The following is a 22,563-nucleotide window of genomic DNA, read 5'->3' on the forward strand; positions in this document are numbered from 1 at the left end:
CCCCCGCCCCTCCAGCTCCTTCTTATTCGCTATCAATACCAAGCTGGTCTTTGACTTGCTGTTTGAAGGTTGCGATCGCACTATCACGATCCTTGTTGCCTGCGGTGTATTCGCGTACTTGATCGCGCCAGAGTGAGTTTATCGTCTCGTCGAACTGAGTCAAGTTCTTACCGGAAGCGTTAGCGTTAGCTGGAACGAACACGTCGAACATGTTTTGTCCGCCAAGTAATTCGATTTCGCCGTTGGATTTCGACATAACCACAGAGGATGCTACGCTGTCCTTCGTACCTTGCTCGCCATCCTTCATCGTACCGTTAGCCCAATAATATTGAAGGCTTGTGTCCGAAGTATCGAGCGTAACCCAGTTAATAAAGTCAGCTACTGCTTTCTTCTTAGCTTCGTCCTTGGTTACATCCTTGTTAGCAAGCAGCCATGTACCGCCCCAGAAGAAGCCGGTTGGCGGCTCAGTAACAGCCCAGTCGCCATTCGTATCTTTGACTTGACCATTCATAACGTAGTTGATCAGCCATGCTGGACCAAAGAACCCGAAGATTGGTTGAGTGCCACTTCCGGACATATCTGCATACCATGCTTCAGTCCAGTCTTGTGTATCGTTATGATAACCGTTGTCTTTCAGCTTCTTGGAAAGATCAAGGAACTCTTCACGCTTCGGATCGATATGAAGCTTTCCATCTACAATCCAGCCCTTGTCAGAACTGTTCTCGATCGGGTGCCAGATGTCACCGTCACCAGATACAATGCCGTATCCTTTAGCTTTCAGCTTCGCAGCTGCGTCGAAGAACTTATCCCAGCCCGGTCCAATTTCATTCTTGATCGTAGCTGGATCATCCGTACCGAATACGTCTTTTGCAAGGGAACGACGATAGATGAAGGCCCCGCCAGTTGCTTGATAACCAAGACCTTTCAACTCACCATCTTTACTGCCGATATCAACGGAATATTGAGCGATGCCTGCATCCTTAACCTTTTGGTCGTCAAGACCCAAGTCAGCATAGTTAGCTGCATAATCGGATGCATCGCCTTGTGTATACTTAAGCACGAAAGCTGCTTCAGCTGCATAAATGTCTGGAGCATCTTTACCGCCAGCAGCCAGAGCTTGGTCAAGAGCCGGCTGATAAGCGCCATCGGTAGTTGCAATAATCGTAGTTTTGAATTCCACATTGGCGTCAGGATGAGTTGCAAGATACTTTTCCGTCATGTTGGGAATCTCGTCAGTAAAGCTCCAGAGATTGACTGTAACCTTCTCATTTGACGGTGGTGGAGTGCTAGAATTGTTAGTGGTTGGAGCTGGACTTGAGTTCGGCTCGTTCGATGAATTTGATTTTCCGCCACATGCTGCAAGTACAGACGACATTACGAGCAGTAAAGAAAGTCCTACTAAAACACGTTTCATTTTTTTCATACTTTGCCTCCCCTTTTTTATCTCATTATTCGGTTTCGTTGTAACCGCATACATAATTATAAATCCTATACTCTCTATGCATAAGGAGCCTGTGTTTGGGGAAAGTTCCACTATTTTTGGATTTTGGGCCAATTGCATAAGAGCGCGTTCACAAAGTCCGGTTTTGGCATCAAAACTGGCCCTTTAACTTCACTTTTTTTTCAAAACCCCCTCCGCTTATATTCAAAAAAAACACCATGGGCCTCTCCCATGGCATCTTTACAATTCTCTATATTTAATTGAGTCCCTATTGAATTTGGGCCTCCATTCCGTTCCTCATCGACCGATATCGCCCCGGACTCATTCCTTCATATTCTTTGAACAGTTTATTAAAATAATTGACTCTCTGATAACCGCTGCGGCAAGCGATCTCTGCGATAGTCAGATTCGTCTTCAGCAGCAATTCCTTCGCTTTTTGCAATTTCCTGCGGGTGACATATTCGCTAAAATTGATCTGGCATTGCTCCTTGAATAGTGCACTGAAATAACTTCCGTTCAGATGCACATGTCCGGCAACTTCCTGCAGACTTATCGCTTCATCTATATGTGTCTCTATATAGTGCATCGCCTGACGGACGGCTTCGCTTAATACGGCCTCTTCATCCCTGATAGCCATAAGCTGCGGATCCGCCGTCTTTCGCATGAAGACGAGATGTTCCTTCTCCTCCCCTGCTTTCAGAGCGCCCTCTACGGATGCGATCAGCTTCTCCCGACCTACCGGCTTCAGCAAGTAGTCTACCACGGACAAACGAAGCGCTTCCTGGGCATACTCGAACTGAGCATGACCTGATACAAAAATAACGGAAGGCTGACGTTGAATCCTTTTGGCCCTCATTTGACTCACTAGTGCAAGACCGCTGATTTCCGGCATACGGATATCCGTAATCATTAGTTCTATCGGAGTCTCCTCAAGAATTTGCAGTGCGGCTCCCCCATTGCTCGCCGTGAGGATTTCATATTGACCGGCTGCCCATACCCCGAGTATCTTCTTCATTCCCTCTCTAGATCTCGGTTCATCATCGACGATAAGAATCGTTCGGCTCCTCATGGCATTCGCCCCCTCGGATACAAATTATTTCTCTTGCCCTGATTGCCTTTGAAAAATTCTTACGATGCAGCATCGATTATTTATGAAGGGTAATATGTAATTTACGATAGACAACTGTGCTCATCCCTCCCGGGTCCCCCTTCCCATAAATATTTGCCTGCTCTAATCCCGGCATCCCAGACATCCTGCCTCCAAATAGAAACAGGGATAGCCTATTGATATTTACCATTAGGACCACCCCCCAGTTGCTATCATTATTGTGTATCTTTTGCACTAAGTACTTCCTTTTTATCATTGAACAAAAACAAGATCAAGTTTAAATTTTTACTATTTCCTGTGCGGAAATCTTCTGAAAATTTGCGTTAATCCTTCCCCTCCTATCCTTCTTGCTTTCTTAATTCATTGCTCTTCTGGATAAAATAAAGAGAGGCCTCGGAGAAAATCTCCAACGCCTCTATATCATAATTTATGCTTGACGTATCTTAATTAAGCATTAACGAAGGGGTGACAGCAACTTCCCCGCTCTATCATCCCTGCTCTTGCCGTTCTCACCCAATAGATCAGCCCCATTTCCAATATAGGCTTCAGATTGTTAAAGGATTTGGCCTATCCAAAAATATGAGAGGTTGATGTAAATCGTGATTGGCCCCCACCCCACTCAATACAACACCTATTTCCTTACGACAATGCCAACATCGCGTTCATATCCTCTTCGGCGGTAGTAATCAACTTTAATCCAAACATCTCTACCAGCACATCAAGCACTCCCGGCGAGATAAATTCAGGCGGCTTCGGTCCGATGCGAATATCCTGAATGCCAAGGCTGAACAGACCGAGCAGAATGGCGACCGCTTTTTGTTCAAACCAGGAAAGTACGATGCTGACGGGCAGTTCATTTACAGTACAGCCAAAAGCATCAGCCAGGGCCAAAGCAATTTTCACGGTCGAACCTGAATTATTGCACTGCCCAAGGTCGATATAACGCGGAATGCCTGTGTCCCCTACGGTGCCATAATCTACATCATTAAAGCGGAACTTTCCACAAGAAGTAGTTAAAATAACAGTATCATTCGGCAAGGAGGTCGCCAGTTCACGATAATAATTTCCGCCTGTCCCCGGTGCATCACAGCCTGCAATGACGAAAAAGCGGCGGATATGTCCGTCTTTGACGGCTTGAATAATCTCAGGAGCGAGTCCGATCACGGTTTCGTGGTGGTATCCGGTCGTGAGCACCTGCTCGGAGTCTATATTTACCGCAGGCAGCGATAAAGCACGCTCGATCAGCGGGGAGAAATCATCATTGATAATCTTTGTGACACCTTCCAGCCCCGCTACTTCATAAGAGAAAAAGCGATCCGCATATGTGCCTTTAATCGGCATTACGCAGTTGGTGGTCGCGAGAATAGCACCCGGGAACTGCTCGAACAACCTACGCTGATCGTACCAGGCCTTGCCTATGTTGCCTTTTAATTGTCCATATTTCTTAAGCTGCGGATATCCGTGAGCGGGCAGCATTTCCGAGTGGGTATATATATTGATACCCTTCCCTTCTGTTTGCCGCAGCAGTTCCTCCAGCGCGTACAAATTATGTCCTGTCACCACAATGCATTGACCTTCAATTTTATTCTGACTGACTGTTACCGGCTGCGGAATGCCAAAGCGATCCGTATGCGCTTGATCCAGCACGTCCATGATCCGTACCGCCGCATTTCCGACCTTCATCGCCATCTCCAGGTGCTCCTGCATATTAAAGTTGGAATTGGTTAAAGTCATGTACAAAGCTTCATGGGTAATTCGATCCACCTCGGGATCGCTATATCCTAGCTGCCTGGCATGCGTCGCATAGGCGGCAATACCTTTTAATGCAAAAATCATCGTATCTTGCAAGCTCGCTATAGTCTCATTCTTGCCGCATACCCCAACAACTTTACATCCTCCATTCGGCGTTTGTTCACACTGATAACAAAACATATCGTTAACCTCCGTAAATGAGATGATAGAATCGTTATCCACAACGTAACAAAACCAAAAAAATCCATGTGTGATTGCACTCACATTCTTTATTTCGAGTTCTTGAACTGTGGTGTTTATTGCGCATAACTGCCCATTAGCTTTGTAACTCCAAACTAATCCTTTATTTGTCTGACCTAAGCTCATTAAGCGGTGGTGCTGCAGGTCATGCAGATAACCACCGCTTATTTGCTGCATGTATAGCTGTTGCTTCAACCCTAAAAAAACAGTCCCGATGATATCTCATCGGGACTAACTTCAGCGGTTCCATACTTTTTTATCATATGACCCTAATTGTCCGTTGAAAATAAAGTGGTAGACTGGAATTGTTGATTTGATACGGTTTTTAGGAGGAGAGAATCGGCTACCTTTAAGTAGTATTAGATTAAACTCCACAATAACGAAAGGCAGTCTTAAAACTTGGAAAATAAAGTCTTAGATTGCCTTTCGTTATTGAGCTACCGTTCTTCGTTAGCTAATCTACTTAGGAGACACGGTCATCTGAGTGTCTGGTAAACGAGGCCTATGGCTCCAGAATCAAATGTCTTGTTATCGATAAGTTTAAGATTAATCTTCTCCTTGATACCTTGGAATAACGGCAACCCGCTGCCGATCAGGACGGGAGAAACCGTAATTTTATACTCATCTATTAAATCAAACTGCATAAGGTAGTGTGCGAACCTGGGACTCCCGAGGATGACTATATCCTTGCCAGGCTGCTGTTTGAGGTTCTTGATCTCTTCCTCGACATCTTCTTTCACCAGTCTGGAATTGTTCCATTCGACTTTCTCCAGCGTCGTGGAGAACACGATTTTGGCTGTCTTTTCGATCCACTCCGCATGATTACGTTCATACTGCGAAGCTGATGGGTTCGAAGGCACAGATGGCCAGTAACTGTGCATCATCTGATAAGTTCCACGTCCCCAAATAACAGTGTCAGCAGTACTCAGAATTTCTTTCGCGTGTTCCTCCAGATCAGCATTGTAGGAAACCCAGCCAATGTCCATTTCACCGTTCGGCCCTTCTACGAAACCATCAAGTGATGCATGCAAAAATAGAACGAGTTTTCTCATATTCGTTTCTCCTCCGAATTCGAATTTAGTTTGTTCGTTTTCTGGCCATTAGCCCGCGTTTCATCCTGCTGTTACGTTCATTATAAACCATCACGTTACATTCTAGTGGAAATCCGTATTTTCCGAAGACAACAATGTTGCGCAAAACTCCGTTAGTAGATCGCTACCGCTTGAGTCTAATACTTTATTTATCAGTCTACATCTTTATTTTCTTAGTTTATCAAGACCCAATTAATAAAAGCCAGATAAACTAAAGGATTTTATATATTATATATAACCAATATGCAAAACCCTTTTTTATCCAAACCTTTGAACATCTGTATTCCTTTTAGAACTTTCAAGTGACTATAAAGCAAGAACAGTGTAAAAGATAGATAATAGAAGCAGAAATACAAACGGATACTTATCACAACTTTCAAGCAAACAAAAATAGAGGATGGTTAGCTTATATAATGAACTAACCATCCTCTATTTACGTTACTACAATTAACCCAATCTAATACTTTATATTCACTGAACACTAATTGTGAGGTATATCTACAGATGACACAAAAACTAACCTAAACCCTAGGTTTAGTTCGAACAAAATGACATTATAAATAATTAATAATGACATAAACCATCATTAGTATATGTTAAAACGGCATTAGTTGTATTGTTTGTAAGAGAAGTAACGGTCTAATACATATCCAAAGAAAATAAAGTAGTGGACTGGAAAATAAAGCTGTAAACTAAGAAAAAAAGATAATTTAAATGGAGAAATGACAATGAAACCAGATTTAAGGTCGGCGCTAGAACGTTCAATTGATCAACTCGTTTCTACATATGCCGATGATAGTCAATTGGAAGAAATCGAACGAGGGGATCTGTCTATTCTGAATGCACGGTATGGAATCGATTTTGATAATCATACGGAGCATTGGTGTTTCCGTGCCGGATCTGCATCAGAAGCAGACAAGCACGACCAATACGAGAACGTTGATTTGTGCGACAATCAAACGAAAGATCTTACTCAGTTCCTAAGGGTTATGCTTATTAATGCACGTAATGCCGTGAGCAACTGGGATACTCATCGCCCAATCTTCGAAAGCTACAGTAAGTACCTGGCTCCAGCTATTATTCAAATATAAGAAGCATACGTTAATCATTCAGCAGCTTCCCTTAAATACCATAGATTTATATGCAGAGATCACTTGTTATGACTGGATTCCCTATGATTGGAATGGGCAGGACCGGGATCGTAATCATATTGAAGATGCCTTTGAGATTTGTCCTATTAAGTATCTATCCTCAAAAATACAGATGAATAGATGGGTACGTGAAGCTATTGAACATGTATTTGAAGACCGAAGAAACCTGATGAGTATCGACAATGTTGATATCTATATTAAAGGCATCACTCTTGATGTTTCCACGATCAAACAAAACGCCTTTGATAGTTTCTATACTGAACACAACCTCTCATTCTTCAAAAGACATGCAAGTTATCGGAAGGATCATGAGGTACTAACCACCCGCAAAACGTGGTTGGATGCCAAGGTTCTTACAAACCGGAAGTGCATTCAATTTGCAAGGATTATCTATATCCTAAAGGTAGGTCGCTGGTTTACCGATCAGACAAAACGTATCCTCGACGAGCTTATGTCCAATACTCATCCACAAATCATTACATTGGAAAAGGATGATGTTAAAACGCTACATTGGATAATTACATACTTGAGCCCTCAAGAGACCTGCAATACTGAGACAGGTATCTACTATAGTCTGTTTGGATTCTATCCCCCACTTAACAACAATCATGACTACCAACGGGATTGGAATGAGTTGAAGCATCATCTATACAAGTATCAATATATTGATAAACAATTCGGCGAAGATTTGTTCTCTTTGTGGGATGAATAATGTCCGATTTTCTTAAGACTCTTATGAACGGATTCTGTTTCTAACTATTCCAATTTTGTGCTGAAGCTTAGCCTGATTTATTGCTTCAGTGACTTCCTCATATAGCTTAAGAGTATCCTTACTCACCCCTAGATGATTAGCAATAACATCTAAATTCAAATTCGAAGATGTAGCGGCGATTTCCTCCACTGCGAGAAACACCCCTGCAATTAAATCTTCTTTTTTTTCCTTGATACGAGTTCCTTGATCCTTCTTCGCAACTAATGTTATCCACTTCCTGAGCCAAGGATAATGCCTTTTCAGATGATTGACACCTCGTCCAATATGAGCATATATCTCATAAGCAACAATGGGTTCGCCACTGTGCAGCTTAGAGTCGATGAATTCTCTCACTCTTTTTCGCAACTCGTTCTTTTCCCTTTTACGGAGAAGAAACTGTTGTTCCGTCTGAGCGGTAATAACCATATCCTCATAGGGCTTCTCATGAAGAATAATGGCTGGACAATTAAGCGCTTTTGCAAGACCATGAAAAGTTATCTTAATATCGCTCATTTTCCATTGTTCAATAATTGATTCAAGTTTCCGTAACTCTCCCTCAGTTATAACTCTTCTTCTCACCGTCTTTCTTCTTAGTAAAACATTTGATTCTTCATCCATTGAAAGGTAAGCTTGCGCTTCAGACGTGGCCATGTAGTAATAAAATTCTGTCGTTTTCCACCCATACAGTTCTTTTGCTTTCGCTTGACCAATCTCCGATACAAAAGGTCCGATTTTCTTAACACACTCAAGAATATTGTTGGGTATTGATTGCGGTGTGTAATGCTTCGCATTGCTATCGTTTAGAAGTTGATGATATGCAAGGTATCCAGTAATTCTTGAGAGTTGAGCATATCGAATTTTAAGTTTCTGTGTAATTATTGTGTTGGAAGCACCTTTATTTAGCAGCTTTCTTACTTTTTGAGCAAGTTCTATGCCGTCACAAAACGATACTGAGACATTATTCCATTGGTTGTCCGAAATACCGTATCTCATGTAGCACCCCTTACAGACACTGGGGTATGCGTACCGTACTCGATCTTCTTCAAAACAATGTTTCCAAACGATTCTCTCCATACCATTACTTGTACCATTAAACCTACACCATGGGGCTAAACATGGCCCGAAGGAATATTTTAATGGATACATGGATGATATATAGGAGTTAGGTATGAGAATTCTTCGTATATCGGAGGGCTCTAGGTCTAACCTGCCTAGAATAGACAGAAGCTGGTGTACGGATACCCTTTTCGGGTCAGGGTCATCTCTAACCTTCCTTACAAGCCCTTGCATCAATTTCCTCAATGCAGATTGTGGAATTGATTCTGGATTATATGTTTCAGGCTTACCTTGCAGTAGATATAAAACAGTAATTGCAAGAGATTTTTCTTTTGTATACTCTTGGACTTTAGAAACCAATGATGATAATGAAGGGTTCATCAGATAACGCCAGTCGGAATAAACACGCAGCTGATTAGCGATCAAGCCCATGTCTTCTACTTTTGTTGTGCCCTGAAGTGTCAGTTTAGAACCACATGAACAGCAACGAAGTACAGCTAAGTTTATTGAAAGAAATGGTTGATCCGTCGCACATACAGGGCATTTCGATGTTAGACGAACATAATGTTTGTCGCAGATCTCGACTTCTTTCACCTGCCAAATCAATTTCAATACGCCGTCCTCTTGCAAACATACTGGGCAAAATCGTCGATGGATTTTATCTGTCAGGTCACGTATCACAGCAGGGTATTCCTGAGATGTGTCTATATGATCAACGAATTTCTCTACTACCGATTGGAAAGTCATGCTCCGTAATTGGGTGAGATGAACACCTAAAGTTCCGGACAACGCTTCAAGATTAATAACTCGTTCCGCAAGAATATCAATCTGATGATCAGTGCGTCTCCTGCTACCGTTATGAACTGAAGTAAACAAACTACTCAAACTCACGAAGTTTCTGTGAGCAATTCGTATAAGATTCCCAGTAAGGGATTCACCACTTTTCGGCATTGGTCTAATAGTAAATCTTGATATCACACTTGGTCCGCTCCAATTCATTGAATTACATCTTTGACACCCCGGTTGTGCCGGACAATTTGCTCATGGATATATGCCGTAAGCTCAGGGGCAGTTCGCCAGAGTATGGTACGTTGTATTCTAAGCATATCATATGCTGCACGCGATGTGACAACACTGCTAGTGTTGGATAACAAGTAGGATTCAATCTTTTCATATATTTCATCTTTCATAGATTCAGTTCGTTGTCTTCTTTGAAGTTGTTTGGCCTCAGCGATCAAGTTATTGCACCCCCAATGTCGAATCGTTTCAGGGCATACTCCCAAGATGTCACACACCGCAACAATCGAAATATCCTCATCTCGCTCCAATAAGCGCTCCAGCGTTTCGCGAACTTTCTCATAGTTCACACCACCATCTGACCGTTTCGACGGTCGTGACCTCTTCAAATCAACAAGGGTACGCATAACCTCCGGGTGAAATCGATAAGCGAGAAATTGCTGATAACTCTCCCAACAATCCCACTGCTGAACGACCTTCAATATCGTTCCTTTACGAACATTGCTAATAACTTGTTCGAGCAAAGATGTGTCAAGCTCAAACTTAGCACCATTCCACTCAGAAAGTTTAATCCGGGTACTAAAATACGCTAGGCATCGGCGAGTTTTATCCTCTGTAAATCCAAGACTTCTTGCCAGTTGTTTTATCCCTGTCAGTGGTGTGAGTAGTGTTCGCAACGACCAATATCCTTCAATAAAATATGTTCGCTCATGGAGTTCTCCTCCCTCGTCGATTGCGTATTCACACCCACATTCATTACAGGCCAAATAATACAGTAATACCTCTCCGGATTTACGTTTCTTCATAGTTGTACCCGTCTTCATAAGCGTTCCCGGTCGCTGATATCCATTACACCAAGGTGCTAGACACGACAAATGATCTGTCCTACGAACCACACCTTGTATCACTGACTCTACAAAACTGTCTGGAACGGTCATCTCTAAGAATTCATTTATCGAGTGATGATGCTTATTCAGGATATTTAATAGAAATGAAAGGTGCAGAGTTCGCTGTTGTGACAGACTGTCTCTTGCATGCTGGAGTAATGTAGGTAAGACCGACTGCACCGTTGCCTCTATGAGTTGCCGATCAAAATACGATTGCCTTCCGCATTGAAGATACAAAAGACGCATTGCTATTTCATTTGGTTTATCATGGTGATTTCCAGGTTCTAATAAATCAAGCAGCGCCTTATTTATCCATTGCAGCTGCTCTCTTTCAGAATCATCAATCGATTGCACTTGACTCCTTACAAGTGAAAAACCACAATGAGGGCACACGTCGAGGAATTCAACTTCCCGAAAATTAATCTGTTTTTTGCAACTAGGACACCCGTTGACTAGGAAAACGTCATGTTGAGCACAGGCTTTGACAGGAGCCATCTTCCATAAGAGTCTATAATACAACTTCTCTTTCAAACATTGGGGGCAGAACCGATAAGTATCTAATATCATACCGGACATAAAACGTGCCCGCTGAATCTCTTGATTCACACCAAACGTCCTCAAAATACGAGCTAAAGTAGCATCCAGCAATCTCTCGATAGGCTGTCCTGTCAAAACCGAAAGATTTTCTATATCCAGGACGCTTCCAGGTGAAATATCGAGGAGGTTGAGGTCATCCCTTTGGATATACTTTCTATCCCATTGCTTGATCTTGTTTAACATTAATAGAAATGGAATGCCATTTTGGTTAGATAGGCGAAGTAGAAAACTCCACAATGACTCTCCATTTCGTGGGTTCGGACGAACCGTAAATATAATATTTTTCATTAATAACATCCTCCTAGACAACACTAGGATTAGTTATATCCACCGCGCTATCCCCACAAACACTCCAGGAAAGTTGTACATGACTGCATAAGTGTGTAAATGCCATTAAGCAGTGGCTGCTGGCTCGTATTAATTTGGAGACTTGAGGTATGTTTGAAACTAACACAGGAAATGATTGTTATATACTTAGAATTAAAAAACCTGGTCAAAAGTGAGGTGGGAAGTTAATAATGCAAAGTGAACCTCACCATACTATGAGCGATTTATATATGAATGCGGTTATTAAGCAATTACAAATTAATAAAGGTTTGGATGAATCTCAAGCTTCACAGCTTTTTGAAAAATACTATCGTTCAGTTTTCAAACATTGGGGAATGGAGCCTAATGTCGAGGAATTCGCTGAAATAATTCAGGAGATCGACGAACTCGCTAGCCGAATAGGAGCAGAAGTAAACTACAATGCCTTTGCCAAAAAAGCACGTTCGATCGGCAAGGATGAATTAATTGAGTTAATTAAGGAATTGCCGGAAGAGAAATTGTTTCTAGTTTATGAATTTTTGAAAAATCTATAAGATGCTCAAAGCATTAAATCTCGCAGGCTATCAGGATTTCTTTCCTCGCGTTTTAAGTTATTAAGAGCACCAGTACTATGTCCTGTTTGACGCTTCGAAAATCTAAAAGCAGCATTACTAAGAGACAATGCTTGACCCTTTACGTCTCATTCAAGGCTCTTACAACCTCCCTTTAGAAAATCCCACTAAACCACACCAAGAATATGATGTGATTTGAAATGTCCGCTAAATTGAACAGAGAATGCTACATGGAAATCATTTTATTTTAATCATCAACTTCTAAAGCTTTCTAACCCTCCATACCCATTTTATTAGTGGAAGATACTAACACTTAAATTGCTTCTCAACAATGGGGTGTATCACAAAAAGGAGGGATTGGTGTGCTTACGTATTACCAAAGAACGATACTTGCAACCTTAGTTGATTCCTCATATCAGGCAGTTGAATTACTGAAGCTGAAATACGATGTCAATCTAATAATTAAATGGAGAAGACTTATTAAACAAGTTGAGAGACATTTTCAATTACCTTCATTTATAAAAAATGCCTGGGATCATTCTTACTCCGATCCGCTCTGTGACAAGGGTGAAAATCCTGAAGTGCTGGTGGATGCCCAAAGATTTATGATCCTAAGAGAGCTTATTGAATTCTCAAAGATATTGATAAAAACCGCAAATACATCCGATGATACATACAGCCAAAATTCCGCCTTATACCATTTGCTTAACATAACTTTGCCCAGCCAGTTTGGCTTCATTTATGAAGAGCATATACAATGTAATCCGCTAGTTATTGATATTCCAGTATATTTAGTACAACAAGGAATGATCGAAATACAATTAGCAGATAACGAATTTGTTTGGGTCTACCCTCACAACTTCAATGAGAATACATTCTTTTATTCATCTGGACTCTCCCTTCACGAGGCAGAAGGTTTGTGCTACTTGGGTGGATTAGACTTATTGAGTAAGGTAGTCCAATATTGCCGTTTAAACTTACATGAAAGTGTGTATTCTCAGAAAGGTCGTAAATTCAAATAGCGAAGCTCTCAGCTTATCTGAGGGCTTCTTTTCTTCCTGAAGTTCACAGAAAAAGAAGGAAATCCTTGGAATTCGTCGAAATATTAGTTACTTTGACTTATTCCAAATATAAAGGATGTTAAAAATGAGTACCGAGACAATTATATATACCCCCTACCATAGCGCTATTCCAAGTTGGTCTGGGTACCAATATCAAGGAAAAGTCGCATTAAATGTTGTACTGGACTACATGATGAGAATTAGTCCTGACGAGTATGAAAGCCACTCCCTAGAACTGGAATGGTATGAAGATTTCTGCATTTTAAATGGAGAAACGTATATATCCATTCATCAAGTTAAATCGTACAAAGCAAAGGGATTGAGTGAATATAAAGAAGCCATCTGGAACTTACTCGGAAAAACATTACTTAAGTCGTGTGAATCTTGTTATCTCCATTCTGCATCTGATCTTGATACAGAAGAAGAGATAAAGAAAGGATTACTGAATCTTGATCCTCCACCGATGCCTAAACCGCCCAAAGACCCATTAAAAGGGCCTAAAATAAAAACTTATTCACCGCGCCATTATCACGATCAGGTCATGGCAGCAAATGCTTATGAAGAACTTTTCTCAAAGTTCTCATGTTATTCTTACGCAAGCTCAAAAAGGTATTGTCCTCTAAATGAACTCGAAGACGAAATCAAACAAAAAATTAAGAGTTATTACGATCATAGGGGCCAGAATTGTACTGTTGTACAAATCGAGGCGGTTTACCATTACCTACTAGGCGAAGTGGACAGGCACATAACCCGAAGACATTATGATGAACAAATCGATGACGCTACTGAAATTGATTTCATTCCTGACCGCATATGGTTCACCGAAATATATCAAGTACTTGAAAACAACTGGGAAAAGCCCTCAGATGAATATGTCATTTTAAGACTAAGAAATATGTTTCACAGTATTTGGGACTCATTTTCAATTGATCTTCACCAAAAAACAATAGATGAAGGAACCTTGGAGAGACAAGAAGACATTCGTAAAGTAGAGCAATATGTTTCAACTTTAAGTAGTTTAAGTAATAGTGATTTCTTTACTTTTTGTCAGATTGTCACACCAAATATTCATATTCCCAAAGCAGATGAAGACGCCTTTAGAAATCTCATTCCTGAAGATGGAATTGGTACTCTGCTTTATGCTTTCTATGAAATTAAACGTGAACTAGATGTAACAAATTATAGATACGTAAAAAAAATTCAATCTATAAATACTAGTTATTTACCGACTACATTAAAATTAATAAGCAATAGATATAGATCTGACGATACTATTAAGTCAAGTATTGCAAGTAGCATTTTAAGCAATGCAGCTATCCGTAATCAATTGTATGAAATCGAAGTAATGATTACAGATAATATAAATGCAAAGTCTTTGGAAGAGGCTGCAATGAAATTTACAGCTATTGAAACAGATGATGGGAATCCGAATGATAAGGTAACTAAAATAAAAAAGATTCGAATGATTGATATTGATATAGCAAAAGGAGAATTGAATCAGTGAGAAAATTAATTGAAAGATTATTCTTGGAGAATAATTATACTGTTCGTCCCATTTTGAATGATTCGAGTTTATTAGCTTCTGATACAGCTAAATCAAATTATTACCTTTCTATATTTTTAACTGAAGCAGATGTTCAAGATCTTATTGTCGGTTCATTAAATGAACATTTTGATGCAATTAAGGGTCTCGATGAAGGTTATGAACCCCAAATGGATAAGAATTTGTCAATGTTGATCTGTGTGAAACGAAGTTCACTTAATAATAATAGCACTTTAAATAAACAAATCTTTGATATTGAAGAAGATCCTTATTTCTTTAAAAAGTATGTCCTGACTTACACAGAGAGCCAGGAAGAGTTGATCCTTAGAAATGTCAAGGATACTAGTGTTATGACTTATCTACATACGATTCTTAATAGTGAAGATGCATTTCAAACTCACAAGAAGTTCCCATATCATGAAACTGAATACAACTTAGTGAGCAAATTATTTATCAAACTCCCCATTTTGAATTTAACAATAAGGAATGAAGAACTTCCCAGCTTAAAAGTCACAATTAATAATTTACTTACCCCTGATTTACTTCAATTCAGAGATGACTTACTTAATTTGAATAAGATTGAAGATGCAGATGGGGAAACGGAAGAAGTACCAGATGAAGATACTTTACGAAAACGCCTTTTGGAATACGTGGGGGTCAAATTAAATGACTAAATATATGCTTAATCAGATTTATATTGAAAACTTTAAAGGGATTGATTACCTCCATTTAAAATGGAATGGTGGCCAATTAATTGTATTAGATGGGCCGAACGGTTTTGGCAAAACTACTATTTTTGATGCCATAGAACTCGCATTAACGGGAAAAATCGAAAGAATTAAAAAGCCTGAAGATGCTCGCTTTGCATATAATGATGTCCTTTTCAGCAACGATCCCACAAAAAACGTTTTAATCAAAGTAGAATTTGTTAGTGAAGGTGCTCCGACTATCACCGTTGCAAAATTACTTCCTTTCAATAAAAGGCTGACTGGATTAGAAAAGCAACCAGGAAAATGGGAGATTTTTGATACCTATCTCCTTGATTCAATTGAAAGCCCTATAACCAATCAAACCAAGTGCGAACAAAGCGATATCAGTCGTCATTTTGGAATTAACGAAATAGATCGGTTATATAGTTTGTTTTATTACATTCAGCAAGAAGAGAACACAGCATTTTTAAAAAGACCAGGGAAAGAAAGAATGGGAGAAATCAGTCGTCTATTTGATACTAAGTCTGAAGAAAATGAGAAGAAATATTTTGATGGATTAGCTAAAATTCTTGATCAAGAAAAAAAGGACAAACAAAAGGCTATTGCTGAAATTGAACAACGTCTAGAGTCATACAAAAATGTAAATGAGATACTAAACAATGATGACAATGTTTTGAATTACGAACCGTTGTTAAATGGTATCTCCGATATGATATGGGATAAAGAAGACATCACTATTTCAGATAGGGAAATGCGTGATAAATTTATCAATGAATTACTCCTGATCGAGGACTTCATTTCTAACTTTAATGAATATAAGAGTGCTGTATACAATCAACGGCTTGGTAAGTACTTAGACAATAGATCTTTGATAAGTGCTACAATAAGCAATGCTTTTTTTCTTGAAAAGTATCAAGAAATCAAGGTGCTACATGAGAAGGAGATAAAGCTTAGATCCCTCCTGACCAAATTAAAAAATTATCAAGAAAATATACTCAGTATTAATTATGATGAGCTGCGGAACTATACTGAGTTTGACTTGGATACAGTAAAAAAAAAAATTGAAATAATAAAAACCCAATCAACAAATCGATCTTTGTTATCAAGAATAGTAAATGAATTAAACACTACCAGAGATAAGCTGCTGCAACAGTCGAGTACGTTTCATGAACATACAGTTACACAAGGTAAAGAATGTCCATTTTGCGGTTACGATTGGCAAGATCATGATAGATTACTCTCTGAATTTCAAACCAAGAAAGAACATTTCATTTCTCTTTATGACGAATCTACAATAGTCCAACAAAATGAGATTGAAGAGGTTTTCCAAAAGTACCTCTCTCCAATTATTAGTTGGATTGAAGATTATTTATCACATGCAGATAACGTAATTAATGCGGACTTCTATGCCCAAATAGAGCGCGGTTCACGACGAGAGAAAGAAATACTTGCATTCTTAGAATGGTGCATCCAAAATGGGATCAATATTACTCCTTATATAAATAACAATATGAACGAACCTATTGAAAATATGGAATCCGCCACGGAGTTGTTAGTGACCGAATTACGTGGAAAAGCGAAGATTATAAAAGAAGGGTATGCCGAATTTGATGAAAAGTACAATCAATTTGAGACAGTATTTAAGGGAACATTCGGAAGCCAAGAAGCAAATGTAGATAAAGTAACATTAGAGGCAATAGAACGAAAAAAACAATACATTGATTTTCTATTCTTTAATCAAAACAATAAAAGAAAAAATGATAACATAAACAAACTTGAGAAACTAAGTGAAGATCACTCTAAACTTCAAACAAAGTTGGATGAAATTAAAAACGTTATTGGAATTTATAATAATGGAATCAAGAAACATTGGAAGAAAATAATGATTGATATTGAGATTCCATTTTATATTTACAGCGGTAAGATAATGCAGAACTATCAACGAGGTCTCGGGATATTTATTAAAGAAAAAGAAGATGCTGGAAGCATTGTTTTTGTATCTGATAATTCATCTGATCACGATGCATTAAATTATTTAAGCTCCGGTCAACTATCTGCACTCGTCATTTCCTTTACATTAGCGCTTAACAAAGTTTATGCAAATAAGGATTTAGGTGTAATTCTAATTGATGATCCCGTCCAATCCATGGATGAAATTAATATGGCGTCCCTAACTGAACTACTAAGAAACGATTTCAATCATAAACAAATTATTATTTCCACACATGAAGATGACGTATCAAGATATTTACAGTACAAATTTAGTAAGTACGGTCTAAATACTCTTAACTTCAATATGAGACAACATACACAACTAAAGGAATTAAAACAACAGGATCATGATGGTTCTCAAAATATCTAAAAATTGGAATGCCGTTGCTGATAACTGCTGTTCACTTAATCAAGAATAGCAGATTTACGAACCAGACTTTATTATTGAGATGAAGACAGGTAAGTTCATCTGTGAAATCAAAAAGAAAAAATTGAGGAGTCCACCTTTTAAATCAAAGCGCGAGCTTTATGGTATGTTGCTTCCGCGCTTTCATACAATTGAAAGTTTGAAATCGAGATGTTTGTTCAGATCCTAATAATATAGCCCCACCATTACGAGTTCGTACTGGTGGGGTTTTCCGTTCTTATAGAGTGATGCCGTAAGCTTTCGAAGACATTTTTGGATACTAGTTATTCAAGCTAAGTGAATTCTGGGGTTGGATTCTAGTTATTTTCACCAATACATATCAGGGTTGATTTATTTGGATTGTCCTTTATTCAATCGTTACTCTCCACTTGCTTCATTAACATTGGGATATGCGGCCCATACTCAACCTTCTCACGACCTGAGCGAAAACCACTACCAACCTTGCGCGCCTCTACCGAATACAACGTCTTTGCACGAATAATCTCATAGCTGTATCCACGCCCTAAACGATTAGAAATTTTGGGCAAACTATTCAAACCTTCCGTGAAGGTATTGGTATTTGTGAAAGGGGCATCCCAATATGCAAAAATTTCGTGATAGTGATTGTGAATGATTTTGACCATCCTTTTGAATGATTCCAGTCCATCATGTGGCAACCTGTTTTTCCATGCTTTAAAAGCGTTCTGAGCCTGTAGTTTTTCTGGCTCGTCATAGATTGCAAAGAAGCTCTCTTTAAAGTCATAAGCAATGGCCAGCTCTGGAATTTGTTCACGAATAATAGCAAGCTCTTTAAGCTCGGAGAGTGTCAGATTCTCATATCGTTTAAGCGTTAGCCATTGAATGGACTTTTTGAGGTTAATTCGATCTTCCTTGCTGAGTTGTACTTGATATTTCCTCCACTCTTCTTCCAGTCCTTCCAATGCCATTTTGACAACGTGAGGCTTATTAATAACCAGCTTCGCATTAGGCAAAAACTCTGCAATGGAGCGTTTGAAAGGCCAACACAAGTCGGTACAAACCCACTCAACTTTTCCACGGTCGGGCAGATCATTAAAGAATGTCTTCAGATGGTCTTGCGTGCGTTTCTCCAGCATTCCAAACACGTTGTTGGTAGTAAGATTAGTAATAATGCATCGATAACCACCGGCTAGATTCACTTCATCAATTCCCATGATGACTGGCGTTTCATAGCGAACGGTTTGCTTAAGCTCTTGAATCAAGTCATGAGCAATATTTTTAACCGTATTAACGGCAACGCCTGTTTGTTCTGCCAAGGCGCGGAATGTAGTATTAAGGCATTGCTGTCGGATGACATCAACCAAACGTTTAGTTGCGCGGCGCTTATCGTCCAAGAAGCTCAGCTTAGGCAAGGCCATTTTTCCGCAGCTTTCACAGCGAAAACGCGGCCTTTCCACTTCAAGACGAACAGGCTCCATATACAGCGGCGTATCCGAAAACTTGTTCTTGCGTGTCCCATGCTTGTGCATTGGGATCTTGCAATCCGGACATATAAACGCCTCAGCAACATCCACCACCGCAACAATGATGAGTCCCTTGCTTTCTTTATAAATATTTACTGGTTTGATGCCCGGCAAATTCAATAAATCAAGCATAGGGGCTAGTCCAAGTCCAAGTCTATAGACTTGCCGTCGCGCAGCATTTCATAAATCACATCAACTAGTGCGGACATACCCTGACGGTCAGATTTAAGTACCAGCGTGGCAAGCTTTTGATGGCTCGAAAGCGCCCGAACAACGGCTTGTTGCACAGCACCAGGCAGATTTCCTTTCATCGCCTGTTCGCGGGTGTTGCTCTCGACTTGCGCCATAACCACATCGCTTTCTCCGGCAATCGACTTGATCTGATTAACAAAGGCAACCTGATCCTGAATCGGTGTTGCTTCACCAAACAGGCTATTAAGCTTTTCAATGATTTCTTTCACGAACTTGGGCTTATCACCTGCGCCACCGCCACTGCCTGGGCCAATAGGTTGTAAAACAGGGTTTTCTTCCTCTATTGAAGGCTCTTCAATACGACCTTTAATATCGAAGCCTGTGAGCACTAACCCCTTAAGATCTACATTTTCTGGCGTTTCATTGTGAAGGCGCTTTTGCAATAGCTTGGCAAAGGCGGCGAAGTTCTCAAGCTCTGGATCGCCAAAATCAATGAGTTGGGCAACATAAGAGTAGGTACGGCAAAAGCGCCCCAAGTCTGACTTAAAGCCCAGTAACGATTTTATTTGCTCTGCGTATTCATCTTGATGATGATCAGCAGATTTCATACCCGCTTCATCACCTTTAGCATGCGCCTTTTCAAATGCAGATTCCCACATTGCCATTGCATCACGGAGCATTTTCATCTTGTCGTTGTAAAGACGGGTAGCGCCTTCTGTTGCTGCATACAGAGCTTTGTGTTGGGGCGCTTGTGCGTGAGTAATATCACGTATAGTTTTGAAACGAGCCTCTTTGAAGACGGCTAGATCATTTTCGGTATATAGTCCATGCTCCTCTAAACGTTCTTTAATTTCATAGACCACGTTCAAGTCTTGAACATCGTCAATGTGCGCTCCATCGTCATATAGTGAAAAAGCGTAGCGAACGTTAGCAGGGTCATTAACAAAGTCGATGATGAACACCTCATCTTTACCGGGAGCCATGCGATTCAATCGCGAAAAGGTCTGCACAATTTCAACTTGGTTAGCGATTTTCTTGTCAACGTACATGGCCACCAGATTTGGTTGGTCAAATCCCGTTTGGAATTTGTCCGCAACCAGCATAACGCGATATTTAGGGCGGTCAAATGCAAAACGCAAATCCTGACCTTGCAACTCAGGGTTCATGCTTTGTTCTGTAAACTCCTCATTTTCGTCGACAATAAACACATCATCTTTGAATGCCTCATCATCATTGTGCATCACCTGCTTTCCGGTCATCTTGCCTGAGAAAGCGACCAGCGAATGAATAAAGCTGTATTCACTGTGTTGCTCTATATAGCGGTCAACAGCTTTTTTATAACGAATTGCAGCAGCACGAGAACTGGTGACAACCATAGCCTTTGCTTTGCCATCCAAACGATGAGCTACGTTTTTCGAGAAGTGTTCAATAATGAATTGCACCTTTTGAGTCACATTGGTGGGGTGCAGTGCCATCCATTGGGCTAAAGCGCGTTTTGCTGCCTTGCCACTCACTCGTTTGCTGTCCTCAAGCTGTCTAGAAAGATTAAAGGCGGTTTGATAAGGCACATAGCCTTTAAGTACGTCCAGAATAAAGCCTTCTCCGATAGCCTGGCGCATAGTGTATTTATGGAAGGCTTTTGGCGGGTTCTCTTTGGATGGTGGCTTTGTCATGTCGTCAGGGCGGCCAAACAACATCAATGTCGCATGTTTAGGGGTACCCGTGAAGGCAAAATAGCTGATGTTGTCAGGGCGAACTCGAGACTTTTGCAGTTGTTCTAACAGCTCATCCACCGTCATAGTGGACATTTTACCCTGACCACTCATACCCAATGCGGTTTGCAATTTGGCAGCCGTAGAACCCGTCTGAGAGTTGTGCGCTTCATCAATAATAACCGCAAAGTTTTTCCCCTTGAGATTCTTATCGGTAATGATGGCCTCCATCGCATAAGGAAACGTCTGGATAGTCACAACAATAATAGGGGTTCCAGCCATCAGTGCTTCAGACAACTGCTTGCTTTTGGATTTAGAAGACTTCTGGCGGTCAATCGCGGCAATAACACCAAATTGGTGGTCAATTTGCTTAACCGCGTCCTGAAGCTGTCCATCAAGTACATTACGGTCAGTCACAATGATGATGCTGTTAAAAACGGCATTACCATTTTCTTCACGCAGTTTCACCAAATTATGAGCAGTCCAGGAAATGGTGCTGGTTTTGCCGGAACCCGCACTATGGTCAGCCAGATAGTTCATTCCTGCGCCATTCTTACGAGCATCAGCAATCATGGCATTGACCGCTGTCCATTGATGAAAACGTGGAAATATCAACGTCTCTTTCTTCGACCAATTTCCCTGAATATCAACGACATTCTTTTTCTCCACATAAACGAAGCTGTGGAATATGCGTAGCCACGCATCGGGTTGACACACATCCTCCCAGAAGTAGGCCACAGGATATTCAATGCTGCCATCAGTTTTTTTCTCACCCGGTGGGTTGCCAGCGTGCCCATCATTCCCCTTATTAAACGGCAGAAAGAAGGTATTCACGCCATCCAGTTTGGTTGCCATCATGATTTCAGAATCAGACATGGCAAAATGCACGACTGCACCACGCTTGAAGGTCAATAGAGGCTCTTTACGCTTGGTTTTTGGATCAAATGGCAAACGATCTTGGCGGTATTGCTCCATCGCTGCCTCTGCCGATTGCGTGAAGTCCGTCTTTAGCTCAACCGTAGCCACAGGTAAACCGTTGATAAAGAACACTAGGTCAATGGCAAAATCACGAGCAGGGTGATACTTCAACTCGGGGACAACACGCAAAATATTCGCTTTATAACGCTCAATCACTGCTTCGTTACGCTTATCTTCAGGTGCGCTCTCTGTCATTTCAATCAGACCGCAACCGGCAATCGAGAAGCCCTGGCGCAATATTTGTACTGTGCCTTGCTGCTCCAGCGCCTTTGTCAACCGCTCCATAACAACTTCAAGGGTTTTTGAGCCGTTTAATCGTTCCAGCTTATCCCACTTATCCTTCTGGCCGCTGTTCTTAATCCAGCTTTCAAGGTCCTCTGGGAACAGCGCACGATCAGTATCGTAACGTTTGGGGTCACCAAGCTTCCAACCTTGCTCTACCAACCGGTCAATGATGTAAGCTTGGAAGTGCTTTTCCTGATGGGCAGGTAAATTCAT

General features: G+C 40.7%; 15 protein-coding genes and 1 pseudogene. 7 read left to right on the forward strand and 9 right to left on the reverse strand.

Annotated features, from left to right (window positions below):
• Nucleotides 1-22: 22 nt before the first annotated feature.
• From BN1360_RS03370 to BN1360_RS03385, 4 genes are all read right to left on the reverse strand, one after another.
• Nucleotides 23-1,477 (reverse strand): ABC transporter substrate-binding protein, encoded by a 1,455-nt coding sequence (locus BN1360_RS03370; protein ID WP_420707870.1) that lies wholly within the window; start codon nt 1,475-1,477, stop codon nt 23-25.
• A gap of 232 nt (nt 1,478-1,709) precedes the next feature.
• On the reverse strand, nt 1,710-2,510 hold the full coding sequence (locus BN1360_RS03375; protein ID WP_068778504.1) for a response regulator transcription factor: 801 nt from the start codon (nt 2,508-2,510) through the stop codon (nt 1,710-1,712).
• A gap of 678 nt (nt 2,511-3,188) precedes the next feature.
• Nucleotides 3,189-4,481 carry a hydroxylamine reductase gene (gene hcp / locus BN1360_RS03380; RefSeq protein ID WP_068778506.1) on the reverse strand — a complete coding sequence of 431 codons (1,293 nt, stop codon included), beginning with the start codon at nt 4,479-4,481 and terminating at the stop codon, nt 3,189-3,191.
• A gap of 536 nt (nt 4,482-5,017) precedes the next feature.
• The gene (locus BN1360_RS03385) at nt 5,018-5,593 is read right to left on the reverse strand and encodes a dihydrofolate reductase family protein (RefSeq protein WP_068778507.1); all 576 of its coding nucleotides are present in this window, start codon (nt 5,591-5,593) and stop codon (nt 5,018-5,020) included.
• Nucleotides 5,594-6,360: 767 nt separating this feature from the next.
• Between BN1360_RS03385 and BN1360_RS03390 the strand changes: the two genes are divergently transcribed.
• Nucleotides 6,361-6,723 (forward strand): hypothetical protein, encoded by a 363-nt coding sequence (locus BN1360_RS03390; RefSeq protein ID WP_068778508.1) that lies wholly within the window; start codon nt 6,361-6,363, stop codon nt 6,721-6,723.
• Between the two features lie 172 nt (nt 6,724-6,895).
• Nucleotides 6,896-7,495: a hypothetical protein gene (locus BN1360_RS03395; RefSeq protein WP_195714222.1), complete on the forward strand. Its 600-nt coding sequence runs from the start codon at nt 6,896-6,898 to the stop codon at nt 7,493-7,495.
• A gap of 21 nt (nt 7,496-7,516) precedes the next feature.
• Here the strand turns inward: BN1360_RS03395 and BN1360_RS03400 are convergent, their stop codons facing one another.
• The 3 genes and pseudogenes from BN1360_RS03400 to BN1360_RS03405 form a co-directional block, all read right to left on the reverse strand.
• Complete coding sequence (locus tag BN1360_RS03400; protein ID WP_229520786.1) at nt 7,517-8,950, reverse strand: hypothetical protein; 1,434 nt, start codon at nt 8,948-8,950, stop codon at nt 7,517-7,519.
• A gap of 204 nt (nt 8,951-9,154) precedes the next feature.
• A pseudogene (locus tag BN1360_RS26360) lies at nt 9,155-9,589 on the reverse strand (TniQ family protein); the annotation flags it as partial.
• Nucleotides 9,586-11,379 carry a TniQ family protein gene (locus BN1360_RS03405; protein ID WP_068778511.1) on the reverse strand — a complete coding sequence of 598 codons (1,794 nt, stop codon included), beginning with the start codon at nt 11,377-11,379 and terminating at the stop codon, nt 9,586-9,588. The gene BN1360_RS03405 and the pseudogene BN1360_RS26360, both read right to left, overlap by 4 nt.
• Before the next feature lie 230 nt (nt 11,380-11,609).
• On the opposite strand from BN1360_RS03405, the gene BN1360_RS03410 reads away from it, so the two are divergent.
• The 5 genes from BN1360_RS03410 (at nt 11,610) to BN1360_RS03430 (ending at nt 17,645) form a co-directional block, all read left to right on the forward strand.
• Nucleotides 11,610-11,951, forward strand: a complete 342-nt coding sequence (locus tag BN1360_RS03410) for a hypothetical protein (RefSeq protein WP_068778512.1) — start codon at nt 11,610-11,612, stop codon at nt 11,949-11,951.
• 380 nt (nt 11,952-12,331) lie between these two features.
• Nucleotides 12,332-12,991, forward strand: coding sequence for a hypothetical protein (locus BN1360_RS03415; protein WP_068778513.1), 660 nt, complete (start codon nt 12,332-12,334; stop codon nt 12,989-12,991).
• Between the two features lie 124 nt (nt 12,992-13,115).
• Nucleotides 13,116-14,534: an ABC-three component system protein gene (locus BN1360_RS03420; RefSeq protein WP_068778514.1), complete on the forward strand. Its 1,419-nt coding sequence runs from the start codon at nt 13,116-13,118 to the stop codon at nt 14,532-14,534.
• On the forward strand, nt 14,531-15,247 hold the full coding sequence (locus BN1360_RS03425) for an ABC-three component system middle component 1 (RefSeq protein WP_068778515.1): 717 nt from the start codon (nt 14,531-14,533) through the stop codon (nt 15,245-15,247). The genes BN1360_RS03420 and BN1360_RS03425 overlap by 4 nt, the downstream gene beginning before the upstream one ends.
• A complete protein-coding gene (locus tag BN1360_RS03430; RefSeq protein WP_068778516.1) occupies nt 15,240-17,645 on the forward strand; it encodes an ATP-binding protein in 2,406 nt (801 codons plus the stop codon). Before BN1360_RS03425 ends, BN1360_RS03430 begins: the two co-directional genes overlap by 8 nt.
• A gap of 407 nt (nt 17,646-18,052) precedes the next feature.
• Here the strand turns inward: BN1360_RS03430 and BN1360_RS03435 are convergent, their stop codons facing one another.
• Both BN1360_RS03435 and BN1360_RS03440 read right to left on the reverse strand, forming a co-directional pair.
• Complete coding sequence (locus BN1360_RS03435; protein WP_068778517.1) at nt 18,053-19,315, reverse strand: ISL3 family transposase; 1,263 nt, start codon at nt 19,313-19,315, stop codon at nt 18,053-18,055.
• Nucleotides 19,316-19,320: 5 nt separating this feature from the next.
• Nucleotides 19,321-22,563, reverse strand: a complete 3,243-nt coding sequence (locus tag BN1360_RS03440) for a type I restriction endonuclease subunit R (RefSeq protein WP_068778518.1) — start codon at nt 22,561-22,563, stop codon at nt 19,321-19,323.

This window comes from Paenibacillus sp. GM2 (genome assembly GCF_900069005.2).
In the GTDB taxonomy this organism is placed as follows: domain Bacteria; phylum Bacillota; class Bacilli; order Paenibacillales; family Paenibacillaceae; genus Fontibacillus.

Coding starts and splice junctions, on each gene's coding strand:
- BN1360_RS03370 (WP_420707870.1), bottom strand. CDS start 1,477: ATGTATGCGGTTACAACGAAACCGAATAATGAGATAAAAAAGGGGAGG.
- BN1360_RS03375 (WP_068778504.1), bottom strand. CDS start 2,510: ATGAGGAGCCGAACGATTCTTATCGTCGATGATGAACCGAGATCTAGA.
- hcp (WP_068778506.1), bottom strand. CDS start 4,481: ATGTTTTGTTATCAGTGTGAACAAACGCCGAATGGAGGATGTAAAGTT.
- BN1360_RS03385 (WP_068778507.1), bottom strand. CDS start 5,593: ATGAGAAAACTCGTTCTATTTTTGCATGCATCACTTGATGGTTTCGTA.
- BN1360_RS03390 (WP_068778508.1), top strand. CDS start 6,361: ATGAAACCAGATTTAAGGTCGGCGCTAGAACGTTCAATTGATCAACTC.
- BN1360_RS03395 (WP_195714222.1), top strand. CDS start 6,896: ATGAATAGATGGGTACGTGAAGCTATTGAACATGTATTTGAAGACCGA.
- BN1360_RS03405 (WP_068778511.1), bottom strand. CDS start 11,379: ATGAAAAATATTATATTTACGGTTCGTCCGAACCCACGAAATGGAGAG.
- BN1360_RS03410 (WP_068778512.1), top strand. CDS start 11,610: ATGCAAAGTGAACCTCACCATACTATGAGCGATTTATATATGAATGCG.
- BN1360_RS03420 (WP_068778514.1), top strand. CDS start 13,116: ATGAGTACCGAGACAATTATATATACCCCCTACCATAGCGCTATTCCA.
- BN1360_RS03430 (WP_068778516.1), top strand. CDS start 15,240: ATGACTAAATATATGCTTAATCAGATTTATATTGAAAACTTTAAAGGG.
- BN1360_RS03435 (WP_068778517.1), bottom strand. CDS start 19,315: ATGCTTGATTTATTGAATTTGCCGGGCATCAAACCAGTAAATATTTAT.
- BN1360_RS03440 (WP_068778518.1), bottom strand. CDS start 22,563: ATGAATTTACCTGCCCATCAGGAAAAGCACTTCCAAGCTTACATCATT.